Raw genomic sequence first — 13,769 nt, forward strand, 5'->3', positions numbered from 1 at the left:
TTGGACGCTCGCATTACGCGATTTTTGCTGCTGCGTCAGAATCTAAGTACCACTCCGTTTCTCCAGTCTTAGACTGAATCTTCGCTGCTGGGTAAGGCAGTTCGTTTGCTGGAGTAGTATGAATTTCGTTTACGATGTCAACTTTGCCTGAACCAAGTACTAGGTAGCTGATTCGTTTAGCGGCTTCCAAAACTTTTGCTGTTTTAGACACACGGATTTGGCCAGACTCAGGGTGAGAAGCCAGTACCGACAAGTTCGCATCTTGGTAGTCTGTTTGACCTGGGAATAGCGACGCGGTATGTCCGTCTGCACCAACGCCAAGCAAGATCCAATCGAAAACAGGCGTGCCATTTTCAGTTGGAATTACTTCCGCCATTTCTTTTGCGAAACGCTCTGCCTCCGCTTTTGGCTCATCTTCACCGCGGATACGGTGGATGTTCTCAGCAGGTAGATTTACTTGAGAGAAGAGCAGCGCATTTGCTTCACCGTAGTTACTTTCCGCGTCATCAGGCGCTACGCATCGCTCATCACCCCACCAGAAATGTAGGTTTTGCCACTGAATAGAAGTTGCGTACGCCTCGGTTGCCAATAGCTTGAACAGCATTTTTGGTGTGCTACCGCCAGAGAGCGAGATATGAACTGGGCGACCAAGCTCGCTGTACGCTTTCATATCGTTCGCTAGGCTTTCAACAACCTGTTCGGCTGTTTGGAGGATCTTATGGTTGATCATAATTCACAGTAATCCGTATCGGTTAGGTTTTTACACGGGAAGCGCCAAGCGCGGCCATCTCGTTGAAGCAGATCATCCGCTTCTTTTGGTCCCCATGTACCACAAGCGTAGCCAAAGAGCGCTTGAGGATCTTGTTTGAAATCTAGAATAGGTTGCACGTATTTCCAACATGCTTCAACCGCATCACTACGTGCAAATAAGGTAGCATCGCCGTTTAACGCATCAAGAAGTAGGCGCTCATAAGCTGTCAGCATTTGGGTTTCTTGCAGGTCAGCATAGTGGAAGTTCATTTTCACCTCCTTCGCTTTAAAGCCTGCGCCCGGCTCTTTCAGGCCAAAGCTCATTTGGATGCCTTCATCTGGCTGAATACGAATAATCAGCTTGTTCTCAGGGGCATTTTGACCAAACACTGGATGTGGCGTTTGTTTGAAGTGAATAACGACTTCAGTCACACGAGTTGGGAGACGTTTGCCTGTACGCACGTAAAATGGCACGCCGTTCCAACGCCAGTTGTTGATGTGCGCTTTCAAACCAATGTAGGTCTCTGTTCGAGAGTCGTCAGCTACACCGTTTTCTTCACGGTAACCAAGTAAATGCTGGCCACGCACATCAGAGGCGGTGTATTGACCTAAAACTAAATCGTTGCGTAGGTCTTCTTCTTCAAGCGGTTTTAGGCATTGAAGGACTTTGACCACTTCGTCGCGCATAGAGTCTGCGTTGATCTGCGCTGGGGGTTCCATACCAACCATAGCCAAAACCTGTAGTAGGTGGTTTTGGAACATGTCGCGCACCGCACCAGAGCCATCGTAGTAGCCGCCTCGCTCTTCTACGCCTAAGAATTCTGCGCCTGTGATTTCCACGTAATCAATGAAGTTTCGGTTCCAAAGCGGCTCAAACATCGCATTTGAGAAGCGGAAAACCAACAGGTTTTGCACCGTTTCTTTACCTAGATAATGGTCGATACGGTAGATTTGATGCTCTTGGAAATGCTCGTGAATTTCCTTATCGAGCTTTTGCGCCGATTCTAAATCGTAGCCGAATGGCTTTTCAATGATCAAACGCTTCCAACCATCTTGCTCGCCGTTTAAGCCATGCGCTGCGAGGCTTGCAGGAATAACACTGTAAAGGCTAGGAGGTGTGGCAAGGTAGAAAAGGGTATTGCGCTGCTCAAAACCATATTGGTCAGACAGTTGATCAAGACGGGTAACCAGTTTGCTGTAGTCTGCGGTATCGGAGGTATTGATCGCTTGGTAGTGCAAATGATTGATGAATGCGTCAAGCGTAGCAGGCTCTGTTTTTTCCATTTCCTGAAGTGATTTCTTCAGCTTGTCGCGGTAAGAGTCATCACTGTACTCTGTGCGGCTGACACCAAGAATAGCGAAGTTTTCTGGAAGCTGCTTACTCGCGTAAAGGTGGTATAACGCGGGGATCAACTTTCGATACGTCAAATCACCCGAAGCACCAAAAATAACGATGCTGCTGTTTTCTGGTATTACCATCATCTTTCCCTTAAAAACGAGGTAGTTATTCTGTGACCATTGAGGGCCGCTTACATGCAGCCAAACCTAACAGTGGTAATAAGTTTTTGATAATTGGTCTTACCTATTGCTCTGATAGGTAAAACCGACAGTGCATCTTGGCACGACCTGTTGAGCAAGGTAATGCCTATGCAAAGCGAGTTCACTCTCGATTCGGCAGCGTATTGTCTACGACTATTTGATATACATCAACCTTTGAGAAGGCAATCGATTAAATTATGACTGGTTTTTTTGTAATGGATTGATTTTAAGGGTGAAGTTATTTGTTGGTTACTTATTCCTATTTAGAGTTAAAACTCTATCTAAGGGCAAGTAGCACGATGTCAAAATCTGTCTTTTAGATGCGCTTTGACTTTGTAGATATGCGCGCTCCTGTCAAAGTCCGTGATTTGATCCTCGTGAAGGAAGAGTGATGCGTACTCTTGGTCGAGCGATTGCTCCAAGACCAGCAAGTAGAGTTTTGGGTCGATATGCCCAGACGTTGCCATATCGGTCATGATGTTGATTGACTCAGTGAGTGTTTTTGCCTTTTTGTAAGGTCTGTCACTTGAGGTCAAGGCTTCAAAAACATCGGCGATCGCCATGACTCGAGCGGGAATAGAAAGCTGATGCTCCGCTAGTCCTTTCGGGTAGCCTTTACCGTCGATCCTTTCATGGTGGCCACAAGCGATTTCGGGTACTTGTTTCAGATGTTCAGGATAGGGCAAGCGATTGAGCATCGTGATGGTTTGAATAATATGGTCATTGATAATGAATCGCTCTTCGTCATTCAATGTGCCACGTTTGATGGATAGATTGTACAGCTCGCCCCGGTTGTATTTGAGCTCTCCAGGTTGTAAAACAAAAGCTTCTTGCCAAACATCTTTAGGGTTCACGTTATCTGGCCACGGGACATGATGAACGGGTTTATCGAACAGCAACGGCTCCATTACCGGTAAAGTTTGCGGTTGTCCTGCGCGTTGTTTTTCAATCCAAGAGACGCCGAGCTGATCATCCAATGTGCGCTTCCATTGATACTGGCTGATCTGTTCTAGTCTTTGAATCGAGTCATCGTCCATACTTTCGCCGCCGATATTACACTGAGCGACAAACGCGAAGTCTTCATCTAATTGTTGGTGCGTGGCGTTGAGCTCGGCGATCCGTTGCTCCTCACTGCCTTGGTCATTTGCTCGTGCTTGCCAATAGTCGATTTCCGCTTGCGCTTTTAGAAGTTCGAAGCGCATTCGGACTTCATGAATGCGATCGTAGATTGTTTCTAGTTTGGTCGCTTTGTCGATTACGTATTCAGGTGTGGTTACTTTGCCACAGTCATGAAGCCAAGCAGCCAAATGTAGCGCTTCCCATTCGCTGTCATTCATCGAGAAGCTTGAAAAGTACTGTTTGTCGGCACATGCCGCTTGAGTGAGCATTTTGGACAGCTTAGGCACACGTTGGCAGTGGCTGCCGGTGTAGGGGGATTTGGTGTCAATGGCCGAGGCGATAAGCTCAACAAAGGCATTGAGCATCTCTTTTTGTTCGCGGATTTTATCGATGTTTTCTTTCGCGAGTTGAGCAAAGCTGAGCAGCTCACGTAAAAAAGCGTGCTTATCGCTTTGCTCTTGAGTGATAGCTCGTTCATATCCAAGTAACAGGATACCGACCAGCTCATTGTTTCGGTTAATCAACGGGAACAAATAAAAGTCGGAGTTGTAGAGGTTGTCTTTGTACTTGGCGACCGTGTTGTCCGCACGGTTAAAGTGGAGCACGTCGCCTTTTGATAAATCCTTGAGTATCCAAGCGGTCGATTTTAGAAATGCGTTGATGTCGATTTTAAACGGGATAATCGCGTGGTTGGCTGCGACATCAAATGGGCTATCGGCGGACTCTTTGGTATAGAGCACAATGGTTTCGGCTCGGGTAACCAAGTAGCTTTGATGGGTAATGGTCTTTGCCAATACAGAGAAATCTTGGTTGCTTGCGGTCTCACGCAGTAGGCGGAGAAGATCGTGCAGCGTGTGTTCCATCAGTTCGATAGATGTGGTCAAGTTGGCTACTTCTTTGATCACACTCTTTGAGTATCGTGTTTTCTTGAAATCAAAACGGGCAATGCTATCTGTCTGATACATCAAATTTTGTAACGGGGTTGCAAGCCTTTGTGCCACAAACCAAACAACGACGAAACTCATCGCCATCAGTGAGAACGCAACGGTAATCTGTTTGTCTCGTAGCGACAATAAGTTAGAGAGTAAATCATCTTGAGGCGTCGCTTCAGCTAAAAGGATGCGAGTGTGTCGATTCAAATTGACGGGCGTGAGAGTAATGGACCAATCGATACCCTCCGCGGTGGCTTTTTCATACAGTATTTGACTCGAAACACGATCGAGTATGCCAGCGAAAAGGCTCTTCTCTAACATTTCCCTTGCGACTTGGTCATCGCCGCCGAGCTCAACGCCACTTCTGTGCTGAGCCAGAACACGGAACTGGTTATCAAAAAGAATCAGCTTGCTTGACTGTGAGTGACCGAGTTGGGCGATTTGTTCAGAGAGAGAATCCAGTGTGAAATCTGCACCGACGACAGAGTTGCCATCGGGACTGCGCCTGGAAAACGTCATCCCATTGGTTTTTAAAAAGTAGAAAAAGTAGGGCTCGGTCAGGCGAATATTGCCATCTTGCTTGGCGTTTTGAAACCAAGGTCTACTGCGAGGATCGAACTGGTTGTCATTGGTTTTCCTTGTCTCAATCGTGGCGTAATTCTCATCGAGAAAGAAGAACACATTGGTTCCGTCTACGGCGGTTTGGTTGATCATAAATGTCGCGTCATCCGGAGCTTTAAATCGGTCGCGGTCTTGATTTGAGCGTAAAGATCGAAAGAGTGTTAGGTGGCCTTGTTCATTGGCGGAATATAAGGCGACCAAGCCAGGGCTACGTTGAAAAATGAGGTTGATGGAGGTTAGGAGTCGGCGCTCTTTTTCTGGTTTGACGTTTTCTTCAACAATAGTACTGAATGCCATGAAATCGAGTGTCGTCAGAATGGGACCCGTTTTTAGCTGAAACGTGGATTCAAGCTGTCGACTGTTTTCCTCACTCAGAGCTTTGGCGCTGCCAGCTAACAGTTCTTGGGCATGGCGGTAGCTAATCGCAATCAGTACCGATCCTACTAATGTGGTGAGGATCAAAAATAAGCTCGTGATGTGAATGCTGAGTGAGTATTTGCGTTTTCTCATGGTTCACCTTTAGTGATTAACTTACTAAGTATTAGCCGAAAGTGATGGGAGTGCATAAAATCACTACGATATTCGTCCATAAAGGAGGAATGGGAGAAACTGAAATAAAACCTTGTTACCATGAAGCTTCTTTGATTCAAGGGCGTGAATACAGAATGAAACTACAGATCGATACTCATACTCATACCTATGCAAGTGGTCATGCATACAGCACACTCGTAGAGAATGCGAAGGCGGCGAAAGCAAAAGGCTTAACCCTGTTTTGTACCACGGACCACGCGGAGTCCATGCCGGGTGCACCACACTATTGGTTTTTTACCAATCAACGTGTTCTGCCCAGATTTATAGAGGGTGTTGGTGTTATCCGAGGTGTAGAATCGAATATTCTAAATTCAAATGGTGATGTGGATATCCATCCCACGACTGATCGTCATCTTGATTGGGCGATCGCCAGTTTCCATGAAGCAGTGTTTAAACCGGATAGCAAGACAGCACATACCGAAGCTTTGATCAATGTGATTCAAGGTGGCCGTGTTGACGCTCTTGGCCATTTAGGCAATCCCAACTACGACTTTGATTTTGAGGCAGTGCTAACCTGTGCTAAAGCCCACAATGTGGCTATCGAAATCAACAATACGACCTTGCGCGGAAACAGCCGTGTGGGCAGCGTCGAGCGGTGCTATGACATCGCCACATTAGGCAAAGAGATCGGCGTCTTTTTTACCACAGGCAGTGATGCTCATTTCTGCCAAGACATTGGCAACCTGGATTTGGTTTCAGACTTGCTCGAAAAAGTCGCGGTGCCGAAGGAGCAAGTGATTACCCATAGTGCGCGTCAGTTTTTAGACTTTTTAGCACGTCGCGGACGAGCTCCAATTGAGGAGTTCGAGCATTTATAAGTCGAAACAAAATTCGTTACACAGAGACTTTGCTTTTCAGTACACTGCAACTCCCTAAATAGCTAATAAGAAAAACGAGATGAGAAAGTTATTACCAGCCCTAGCTCTGATGTTGTCTGCGAATGTTTATGCGTCAGACTTTGATCTGAAAGCAACAATGAAGCAGATGAAAGTGGAATTTAAACAGGCTGCAGAAGCAACCGAGATCGTACGTATGCAAGCCGCTGTCGACAATCTCTCTGATTTGGTCGAGCAATCAAAACGCGGTGATTACCCACCAGAAAAATTTGATCTCTATTTCGAGGGCTTCACAAAGTTATCTCAAGCGCTCGACGCAGTGGACGCTAAATTAGAACAGGGTGATCTGGACGCGGCGAAGCAAGAACTCCGACAGGTTGATGCTTTGCGTGAGGAATACCACGACAAACGTAACCCAAGTATTTGGAGCAAGCTGTTCGGTTAAACCGCCATCTACAGTTGACTGCTTTGAGTGGGCACGTTTCTTTATTGAAAATCTTATGACAGCGAACGAGTTTTAATCGCTCTATTCGGGCTTTTATTGCTCGTTCGTTATATAGTGGCCTTCTAATTGCTGAGGGCTGTCATGAGACACATCGCCAAGTTCCAGAAAATCATGTTAGCGGCAAGTGCTCTAAGTTGGGTACTGGTCACTCTGATGCCTGTGATCAATGCGCACGGCTCTTCGGCGGGCGTATGGGCGACGCTCTGTACCATTAACGGTTTCGTTGTTGTTCAAGTTGAAGAGGGCAGTTCGACCACTCAGCACAGCAAACCTTGTCCATTTAGTCACTTTTCGACCTTCCATCAGGATTCGCTTCCAACACCACTCTACTTAACCAACCATCGCTTGGCTAAGGTTCATGCGTATGCTTATTTGGCTCTAAGCCTGCGTTATGAGTTAGCCGTCCCGAGAGCGCCACCGCACACCGCTAATTCTTAACGTTACTCTGTTCCACTGTTATTCCCGTTATCAAACAGGCGGCCTCTCAACTCTTCTGTCACGTAGTCGATGAAGGCTCGCAATCTAGCAGGCATATATTTGGTTTGCGCATATTGCATCGCGACTCCCCCGTGATAGTTGCTTTTTATCGTCCAATCGTCCAATACTTGTATCACTTCGCCTCGTTTGAGCGCATCTGCAATCACGAAGTCGTGAAAAATCCCGATTCCTAGATCGTTCTTAACGCCAGTTAAACGCATTTGCGAGTGGTTGACGGCGTATCGCCCTTTGACTGCGATGGAATGGTATTCGTCGTCTTTGAAAAAGTCCCAGATATGATCGCGATCGTTTTCCGCTAGATACAAACAATCATGATGGGAGAGTTCGGTTGGGTGCATGGGGGTAGTGCGCTGAGCAAGGTATTCTGGGCTCGCGCAAAGAACCAGATTCGTACTGCCAATCTCTTTGAGTACCAGATTTTCATCCGGTTTGTCGGTGAGTTTAAATGCGACGTCGATATTGTGGCGAATAATGTCGATTTCACCATCGGCAGCGCGCAGTTTGAGTTGGATGTCAGGGTACTTTTTGAGGAAGGGCACAACAAAAGGCTGTAGGACAGAGTTGAGGAAGGCTTCCGGAGCGGCAACGGTCAGCGCTCCACGCATTTCAGTGTGATCGGAGGTCGACAGTTCCACGGCTTGCTTTGCTGCATTCACCATGATGATCGCTTGGTCATACACTTGTTGCCCAGATTGCGTGATGATCAGTTTACGCGTTGTTCTCTCAAAAAGTTTCACCGACAGTGAGTGTTCTAGCCTTGTGACCATTTTACTCAACGCGGATGGCGTGACATCGAGCTTTTTCGCAGCTGCGGTAAAACTGCCTTCTTCAACGATTAAAATGAAGCTTGCTAAATCAGGGAGAAGGGCAATGAGCTTGGTGTTATTCATATATCTTCACATATTAAAATGTTTATAAATAAGGATTTTTTGAGAGAATGATCGGGTTTTACTCTGCCTGCGTAAGGTATTTTACTAGCCATTGACCTATGGAGGTAATCCCATGCAGCAGGCATATTATTTACTCGATCTTTGGGCAATGCTTGAAAACATTCTACTGGCTGCCCTGGTTGTCTTTTTCCTTTTCGGCGTCACAATTGCTTTAGACCGCCGCTAGTACACCTCATTTGTGCCTCAAATTCAACAATCACACTTGACCGAGAGGTGAAGTGTGATGATTGTTGTTGATCACTTGGAAGAACACCAGTTTGGATGATTCTGTATCCACACGACGTCATGTCGCCACTTTCTCTGTTTTATATTTACTACCCAAATGTGCAGTATCAATTAAATGTTTGGTGTATGCATTTAAATTAGACGCAAATTACTATAGCCAATGACAATGCATAAATTGCAGAAGTTAATATCAAGCAATACGAGTAGTTAAATATAAATTTAAGTGCAGGGTAGGGGTTATTTATAAAATTAACGCAACTGACGTGTTGGTTAATTATTTAACGATGGCTTTGCGTTTATCGATGTCATTTATTTAATTTTCATAAAGCTGCTTATTATATCAGCGCCATTGGTGATTGTTGGAACTAACCTCACTTAATAGCCGTTGAAAATATAAACTATAGAACTATTCAGTGATAATCTGCGCTTAGCAAGTGAGTGGTAATTAATAATAAAATGATATGGCTAAACTTCCGACAAGGATTAAAACATGAGCGACAAGGAATCTAATCAAACCAATCGTAGCCGCCGTAGTTTTTTGAAAGGTGCAACGGGTGCCGTTGTGGCTGGCGTCAGTGCTTCGGCTTTTTCTGGTGTAGTTCAAGCGCAGCAACCCCGAATTGATTGGAATCAACAGCGTCAACGAAACAGTCGACGTTTTTGGCGAAAAGTGAAAAAGCAGTTCGTTTTGGATAGACGAACGACATACATGAACATTGGTACCACAGGCTCCATGCCGAAACATGTGCTTGAAGGTTACGAAGATAACAATAAGCTGGTGGCGAAATATCCTTGGGATATGAAGAACAAATTTGGCTCTTGGCCTTATGTCGCTGAGATGGTCGCTGATGTCGCCCCAGGGTTTGGTGCCAACCCAGATGAAATTATTCTCAGCAGAAACACTACTGATGGTCTCTGCTCTATTATTAACGGTCTCCATTTTGAGCCGGGTGACGTCATCCTCACCACCCACCATGAACACATTGCGGCAACGTCGCCATTAAACGTTGTTAAGCACCGATTTGGTGTGGAAGTGGTCGAGATCCAGCTTCCAGTTTTTACTGGTACAGAAGAGGTGACACAACAAGACTATATTGAAGCGTTTCGAGAAGCGATTGAAGCGCACCAGAACGTTCGTTTAATCGTGTTTTCACATATCACATACAAAACCGGAACGGCTCTACCAGCAAAAGAGATCTGCTCCCTAGCTAAACAACATCAAATTCCTACACTGGTTGACGGCGCTCATACCGTGGGTATGTTTGATTTGGATTTTCATGATATGGATTGTGATTTCTATGCTGGCTCTGGACACAAATGGCAATGTGGCCCAGGCGCAACGGGAATCTTGTATGTACGTGACAACGGCAACCGCCTCAATGAGTATTGGAGTGATCGAGACAATCCATTGTGGTTGATTAACTCCTCACTATCCCATGCTGACCACTTAGGTAAGCAGTTGCAAATGCAATACATTGGTAATGACAACTACCCAGCAAAGCAAGCGCTTGTTGAGAGTTGCAAGATGTGGGATGAGATCGGCCGTGATCGAATCGAAGCGCGCATTCTTGAGCTTAGCCAGCAATGTAAAACCCAACTGAGTTATGCGCTGCCTGATGCCAAAATGTACTCACCTAACGTAGAAGGGCTAATGAGTGGCCTAACCACCTTTAACCCACTCAGTGATGTGACAGACAAAGAGCGCTTAACCCTGTTCCGTGACCGATTACGTGAAGAGTATGGCTACATTATTCGCACAACGAGCTTCAAGGTGCATAAAGACGATGCGCACCAGACCCACGCTCTGCGAATTTCGACTCATCTATTCCACGATGAAAGAGACGTTGATGGATTGGTTGAAGCGATCGTCGACCTATATTACTCATTCTAATAAAGATAAATGAAAGCGCCCGATGTAGGGCGCTTTGTCAAAGAGAGGAAATCTCACCATGTCAGTGAAACGCTGGACACGAAAGATAACGGCGCTTGTTGTTGGTTTAACTTCTCTGCTATCACAATCTGCATTAGCCAGTGATCTGGAGAGAATTAAGGAGAGCGGAGTGCTGCGCCATATTGGGGTTCCGTACGCAAACTTTGTTTCTTATATTGACCAAGGAGAGGTTCAAACGCTAACGGGGCTGGATGTTGAGATCATTAAAGGGTTTGCACGTTCTTTAAACGTTCGCTATGAATACGTTCCAGGCAAGTGGAACAACGCTGTGGGTAAGTTGATTGGCCAGAAAGTGGAGTATAAAAATGCTCAATTGGTCGTTGGTGATGACACGCCCATCGAAGGTGACTTAATCGCTAATGGTGTGACCATTCTTGATTGGCGAAAAGAAGTTCTAGATTTCTCGGATGACTACTTTCCTTCCGCAGTCTGGTTGGTTGCTCGCAGTGATTCCACATTGAAACCCATTAAACCCACTGGTTCAATCCAACAAGATATCGCGATGGTCAAATCGCTTATCTCAGGTAGAGACGTGATGGCGATGGAGCACTCATGCTTAGATCCAAATCTCTACAATTTGTACGATACCGGTGCCAACGTTATCTTACCTAGTGTCCAACGAAGATTGAATGAAATGGTGCCTGCCATCATGAAAAACGACGCGGAGAGCACCTTGCTTGATGTTGCCGATACATTGATTGCACTGGAAAAATGGCCTGGAGAAATCAAAGTGATCGGTCCTATCTCTGAGCATCAGCGCATGGCGGTGGCATTTCGTAAAAACTCTCCAGAATTAAAAGCGGCTTTCAATCAATATTTACAATCAATTAAACAAGATGGTACGTACCAAGCATTGGTCGAAAAATACTACCCGTCGATTTACTACTTTTACAATGATTACTTCTTAGAAGACAGTAAGAAAAGTATATGAAGCAGTCTGCAAGAAAAATATCAAGCCAGAAGATCATTTCCGTTTGCGCAATATTAGTGTCGCTTTATTTGGCGATGATTATTACGGTCACTAGTTTGGGTCAAGATAAACTCAAAGCGGCCCAATACAGAGAACTTGACCTTAAAGTTAAAAGTTACGCGAGCACATTGGACAATTTGTTTACGCTAGCGAGTGAAGATATTGACCATTTATCGACCGATAGAACGGTACAAACGTTTTTCGCCAATCTCGCATCGGGTATGTCCATGGAGTATGGCCTTGGCGCCAGCTTAATTAATCTGAAACGTAAGCTCGTGGAGAAGTCGAGCAGTAAAGCGGTCAACAATCAAATAATTTACCGACAGATAACCTTGACCGCACTCGATGGCTCTACCATCGCCAGTACTGAAAAAAGCGCTCGTTCCTTTATCGATACTTCCCGTTTTATAGACGTAGAGTCAAGGTCTAATGGGGTGACTGCGTTTCAAAGTGCGTCCGGCGTTGTCATTCAAGTCGTCAAACCCGTTATGTTTTCTGGTAAAGCGGTCGGCTATCTGATCGCGGATATCAACAAAGCAGTGGTCATTGCCCAGCTAACCAATCAAGAACATGAAGACAGCTATAGCCGACTGGTTCTGCAAATTAACGACGCAGAGATGAAAGTTTGGGATTCTATCAGCCGGACTCTAGATATTGACGCCACATCCACCGAGGCACTGGATGCAGCACTCGCGGAGAAGATCTACTTTGAAGTGCCCGTCGACCACCACCATTTTAAGTTAATGGCATGGTTTGAATCGTTGAGCGAGCGCGACCTATATACCTCACAAGCCTTTATTACCGGGCTAAGTGTGCTAGCCATAATGATTGTGGTCGGCCTACTTTACGCGTTTAATCTCAATAACACGCGTGTCGGGCTTAAAATAAAGCTAGAAGAAGAGAAAAAGCGCAAAGAGTTTTTGTCTGAGCAAAATCAGCGTTTGGCGAGTGAAGTCGAACGCCGAAAAGCGTCTGAAGAAGAACTCGCATTTCAAGCGAAACATGACTCGCTAACAGGTCTACCAAATCGCGTTTATGGTTCAGAGCGTTTGGCTTTGGAACTGTCACGCGCCGAGCGAGTGGGTTCAAACGTATTGGTCATGTTCATCGACCTCGACCACTTCAAACAAATCAATGACTCCATGGGACACTTTGTTGGAGACGAAGTGTTGAAACTGGCGGCAGAACGTCTACAAAATGCAGTACGTAAGACCGATTTGCTCGCGCGTATTGGCGGGGATGAGTTCCTCTTGGTTATCCCTGATTTACAAGATGCTGACAGCGCAAAACGTTTTGCAACAACTGTCCTGTCTGTGTTCAATGAACCGTTCGTTTGGCAAAACCATGAGTTCTTCCTATCGGCAAGTGTCGGAATGTCGATGTATCCTCAGGATGGAAGCAATGTGGAACAGCTTCTTGCCTGTGCCGACATGGCAATGTACCGCGTGAAGCAAGATGGTCGCAATGCATTCTGCTTCTATGATCACAACATGAACCAAGACTTACAGCGCTTCTTAGAACTAGAAAGTCGCCTTCGTCATGCAATATCTCATAATCTTCTTGAGCTTTACTATCAGCCAATCATTGAACTTGATAGCGGTAAGATTGTTGGTGCCGAAGCCTTGATGCGTTGGAACGACGATAAGTTCGGTTTTGTTAACCCTGAAGAATTTATCGCGATAGCTGAGAAGAACGGTTTGATTCATCAGCTAGGGGATTTTGCGATTCGCCAAGCGTGCCAACAGGCGGCTCACTGGCAATCTGTTGCACCTCTGTTTGTGTCGGTAAACTTCTCAAGTGTGCAGTTTAGATACTGTGAGCGCCTCTTTGACCAGATCAAACAGCACCTCGAAGAGTCGGCACTGCCTGCTGAAATGTTCGATGTGGAAGTTACGGAAAGCTTGCTCTTCAATCACAGTGGCGACCTGATGGAAATGTTACACAACCTACGATCACTTGGCGCGAAACTCACTATCGATGATTTTGGTACTGGGTATTCCGCATTAAGTTACTTGCAAAAGTTTCCGTTTGATCGCCTTAAGATCGACCGCAGCTTCTTGCAGAACATGTTTGAAAATGAGTCCGACCGTGAACTTGTGAACGTGATTATTGCGATGGCGAAAGCGCTCAATCTTAAGATCGTCGCAGAGGGCATAGAAGAACAGCGTCATGTGGATTACCTGAAAAACCTAAACTGTGAGTTCGGACAAGGTTTCCACTATAGCCGACCATTGCCTGCTAAGGGCTTTGAAGCTCTTTTAGCGAAGCCGACTTGGCTATAA

The 13,769-nt window shown here is 45.8% G+C and carries 10 protein-coding genes; 6 read left to right on the forward strand and 4 right to left on the reverse strand.

Translation table 11 applies throughout. The features are described 5' to 3' along the window. Positions 1-13: 13 nt before the first annotated feature. The 3 genes from pgl to OH458_RS14740 all read right to left on the reverse strand — a co-directional run bounded on the left by pgl (position 14) and on the right by OH458_RS14740 (position 5,471). A complete protein-coding gene (gene pgl, locus OH458_RS14730; RefSeq protein WP_269978865.1) occupies positions 14-730 on the reverse strand; it encodes a 6-phosphogluconolactonase in 717 nt (238 codons plus the stop codon). Next, the gene (gene zwf, locus OH458_RS14735) at positions 727-2,229 is read right to left on the reverse strand and encodes a glucose-6-phosphate dehydrogenase (protein ID WP_038136413.1); all 1,503 of its coding nucleotides are present in this window, start codon (positions 2,227-2,229) and stop codon (positions 727-729) included. The genes pgl and zwf overlap by 4 nt, the downstream gene beginning before the upstream one ends. A 362-nt stretch (positions 2,230-2,591) precedes the next feature. Then, positions 2,592-5,471 (reverse strand): HD domain-containing phosphohydrolase, encoded by a 2,880-nt coding sequence (locus tag OH458_RS14740; protein ID WP_269978866.1) that lies wholly within the window; start codon positions 5,469-5,471, stop codon positions 2,592-2,594. A 155-nt stretch (positions 5,472-5,626) separates the two neighbouring features. On the opposite strand from OH458_RS14740, the gene OH458_RS14745 reads away from it, so the two are divergent. The 3 genes from OH458_RS14745 (at position 5,627) to OH458_RS14755 (ending at position 7,331) form a co-directional block, all read left to right on the forward strand. Next, on the forward strand, positions 5,627-6,370 hold the full coding sequence (locus tag OH458_RS14745; protein WP_269978867.1) for a phosphatase: 744 nt from the start codon (positions 5,627-5,629) through the stop codon (positions 6,368-6,370). A gap of 79 nt (positions 6,371-6,449) precedes the next feature. After that, positions 6,450-6,833, forward strand: coding sequence for a cytochrome b562 (locus OH458_RS14750; protein WP_038136418.1), 384 nt, complete (start codon positions 6,450-6,452; stop codon positions 6,831-6,833). Positions 6,834-6,974: 141 nt separating this feature from the next. After that, a complete protein-coding gene (locus OH458_RS14755) occupies positions 6,975-7,331 on the forward strand; it encodes a hypothetical protein (protein WP_269978868.1) in 357 nt (118 codons plus the stop codon). A gap of 2 nt (positions 7,332-7,333) precedes the next feature. Here OH458_RS14755 and OH458_RS14760 read toward each other — a convergent pair whose 3' ends face one another. After that, positions 7,334-8,281 carry a LysR family transcriptional regulator gene (locus tag OH458_RS14760; RefSeq protein ID WP_269978869.1) on the reverse strand — a complete coding sequence of 316 codons (948 nt, stop codon included), beginning with the start codon at positions 8,279-8,281 and terminating at the stop codon, positions 7,334-7,336. A 775-nt stretch (positions 8,282-9,056) separates the two neighbouring features. Here OH458_RS14760 and OH458_RS14765 point away from each other — a divergent pair. The 3 genes from OH458_RS14765 to OH458_RS14775 are packed head-to-tail and all read left to right on the forward strand — an operon-like array spanning position 9,057 to position 13,769. Further along, positions 9,057-10,457 (forward strand): aminotransferase class V-fold PLP-dependent enzyme, encoded by a 1,401-nt coding sequence (locus tag OH458_RS14765; RefSeq protein ID WP_269978870.1) that lies wholly within the window; start codon positions 9,057-9,059, stop codon positions 10,455-10,457. A gap of 58 nt (positions 10,458-10,515) precedes the next feature. Next, entirely contained in the window at positions 10,516-11,448 is a 933-nt protein-coding gene (locus OH458_RS14770; RefSeq protein ID WP_269978871.1) for a transporter substrate-binding domain-containing protein, read from the forward strand. Beyond that, positions 11,445-13,769, forward strand: coding sequence for a putative bifunctional diguanylate cyclase/phosphodiesterase (locus OH458_RS14775; RefSeq protein ID WP_269978872.1), 2,325 nt, complete (start codon positions 11,445-11,447; stop codon positions 13,767-13,769). Before OH458_RS14770 ends, OH458_RS14775 begins: the two co-directional genes overlap by 4 nt.

Origin of the sequence: Vibrio sp. MarTm2 (genome assembly GCF_027587055.1) — a bacterium.
GTDB lineage: Bacteria > Pseudomonadota > Gammaproteobacteria > Enterobacterales > Vibrionaceae > Vibrio > Vibrio sinaloensis_D.

Excerpts from the sequence above, each read along its gene's own strand:
- zwf (WP_038136413.1), bottom strand. The coding sequence starts at position 2,229 with ATGGTAATACCAGAAAACAGCAGCATCGTTATTTTTGGTGCTTCGGGT.
- OH458_RS14760 (WP_269978869.1), bottom strand. The coding sequence starts at position 8,281 with ATGAATAACACCAAGCTCATTGCCCTTCTCCCTGATTTAGCAAGCTTC.
- OH458_RS14745 (WP_269978867.1), top strand. The coding sequence starts at position 5,627 with ATGAAACTACAGATCGATACTCATACTCATACCTATGCAAGTGGTCAT.
- OH458_RS14755 (WP_269978868.1), top strand. The coding sequence starts at position 6,975 with ATGAGACACATCGCCAAGTTCCAGAAAATCATGTTAGCGGCAAGTGCT.
- OH458_RS14770 (WP_269978871.1), top strand. The coding sequence starts at position 10,516 with ATGTCAGTGAAACGCTGGACACGAAAGATAACGGCGCTTGTTGTTGGT.
- OH458_RS14765 (WP_269978870.1), top strand. The coding sequence starts at position 9,057 with ATGAGCGACAAGGAATCTAATCAAACCAATCGTAGCCGCCGTAGTTTT.
- pgl (WP_269978865.1), bottom strand. The coding sequence starts at position 730 with ATGATCAACCATAAGATCCTCCAAACAGCCGAACAGGTTGTTGAAAGC.
- OH458_RS14750 (WP_038136418.1), top strand. The coding sequence starts at position 6,450 with ATGAGAAAGTTATTACCAGCCCTAGCTCTGATGTTGTCTGCGAATGTT.
- OH458_RS14775 (WP_269978872.1), top strand. The coding sequence starts at position 11,445 with ATGAAGCAGTCTGCAAGAAAAATATCAAGCCAGAAGATCATTTCCGTT.
- OH458_RS14740 (WP_269978866.1), bottom strand. The coding sequence starts at position 5,471 with ATGAGAAAACGCAAATACTCACTCAGCATTCACATCACGAGCTTATTT.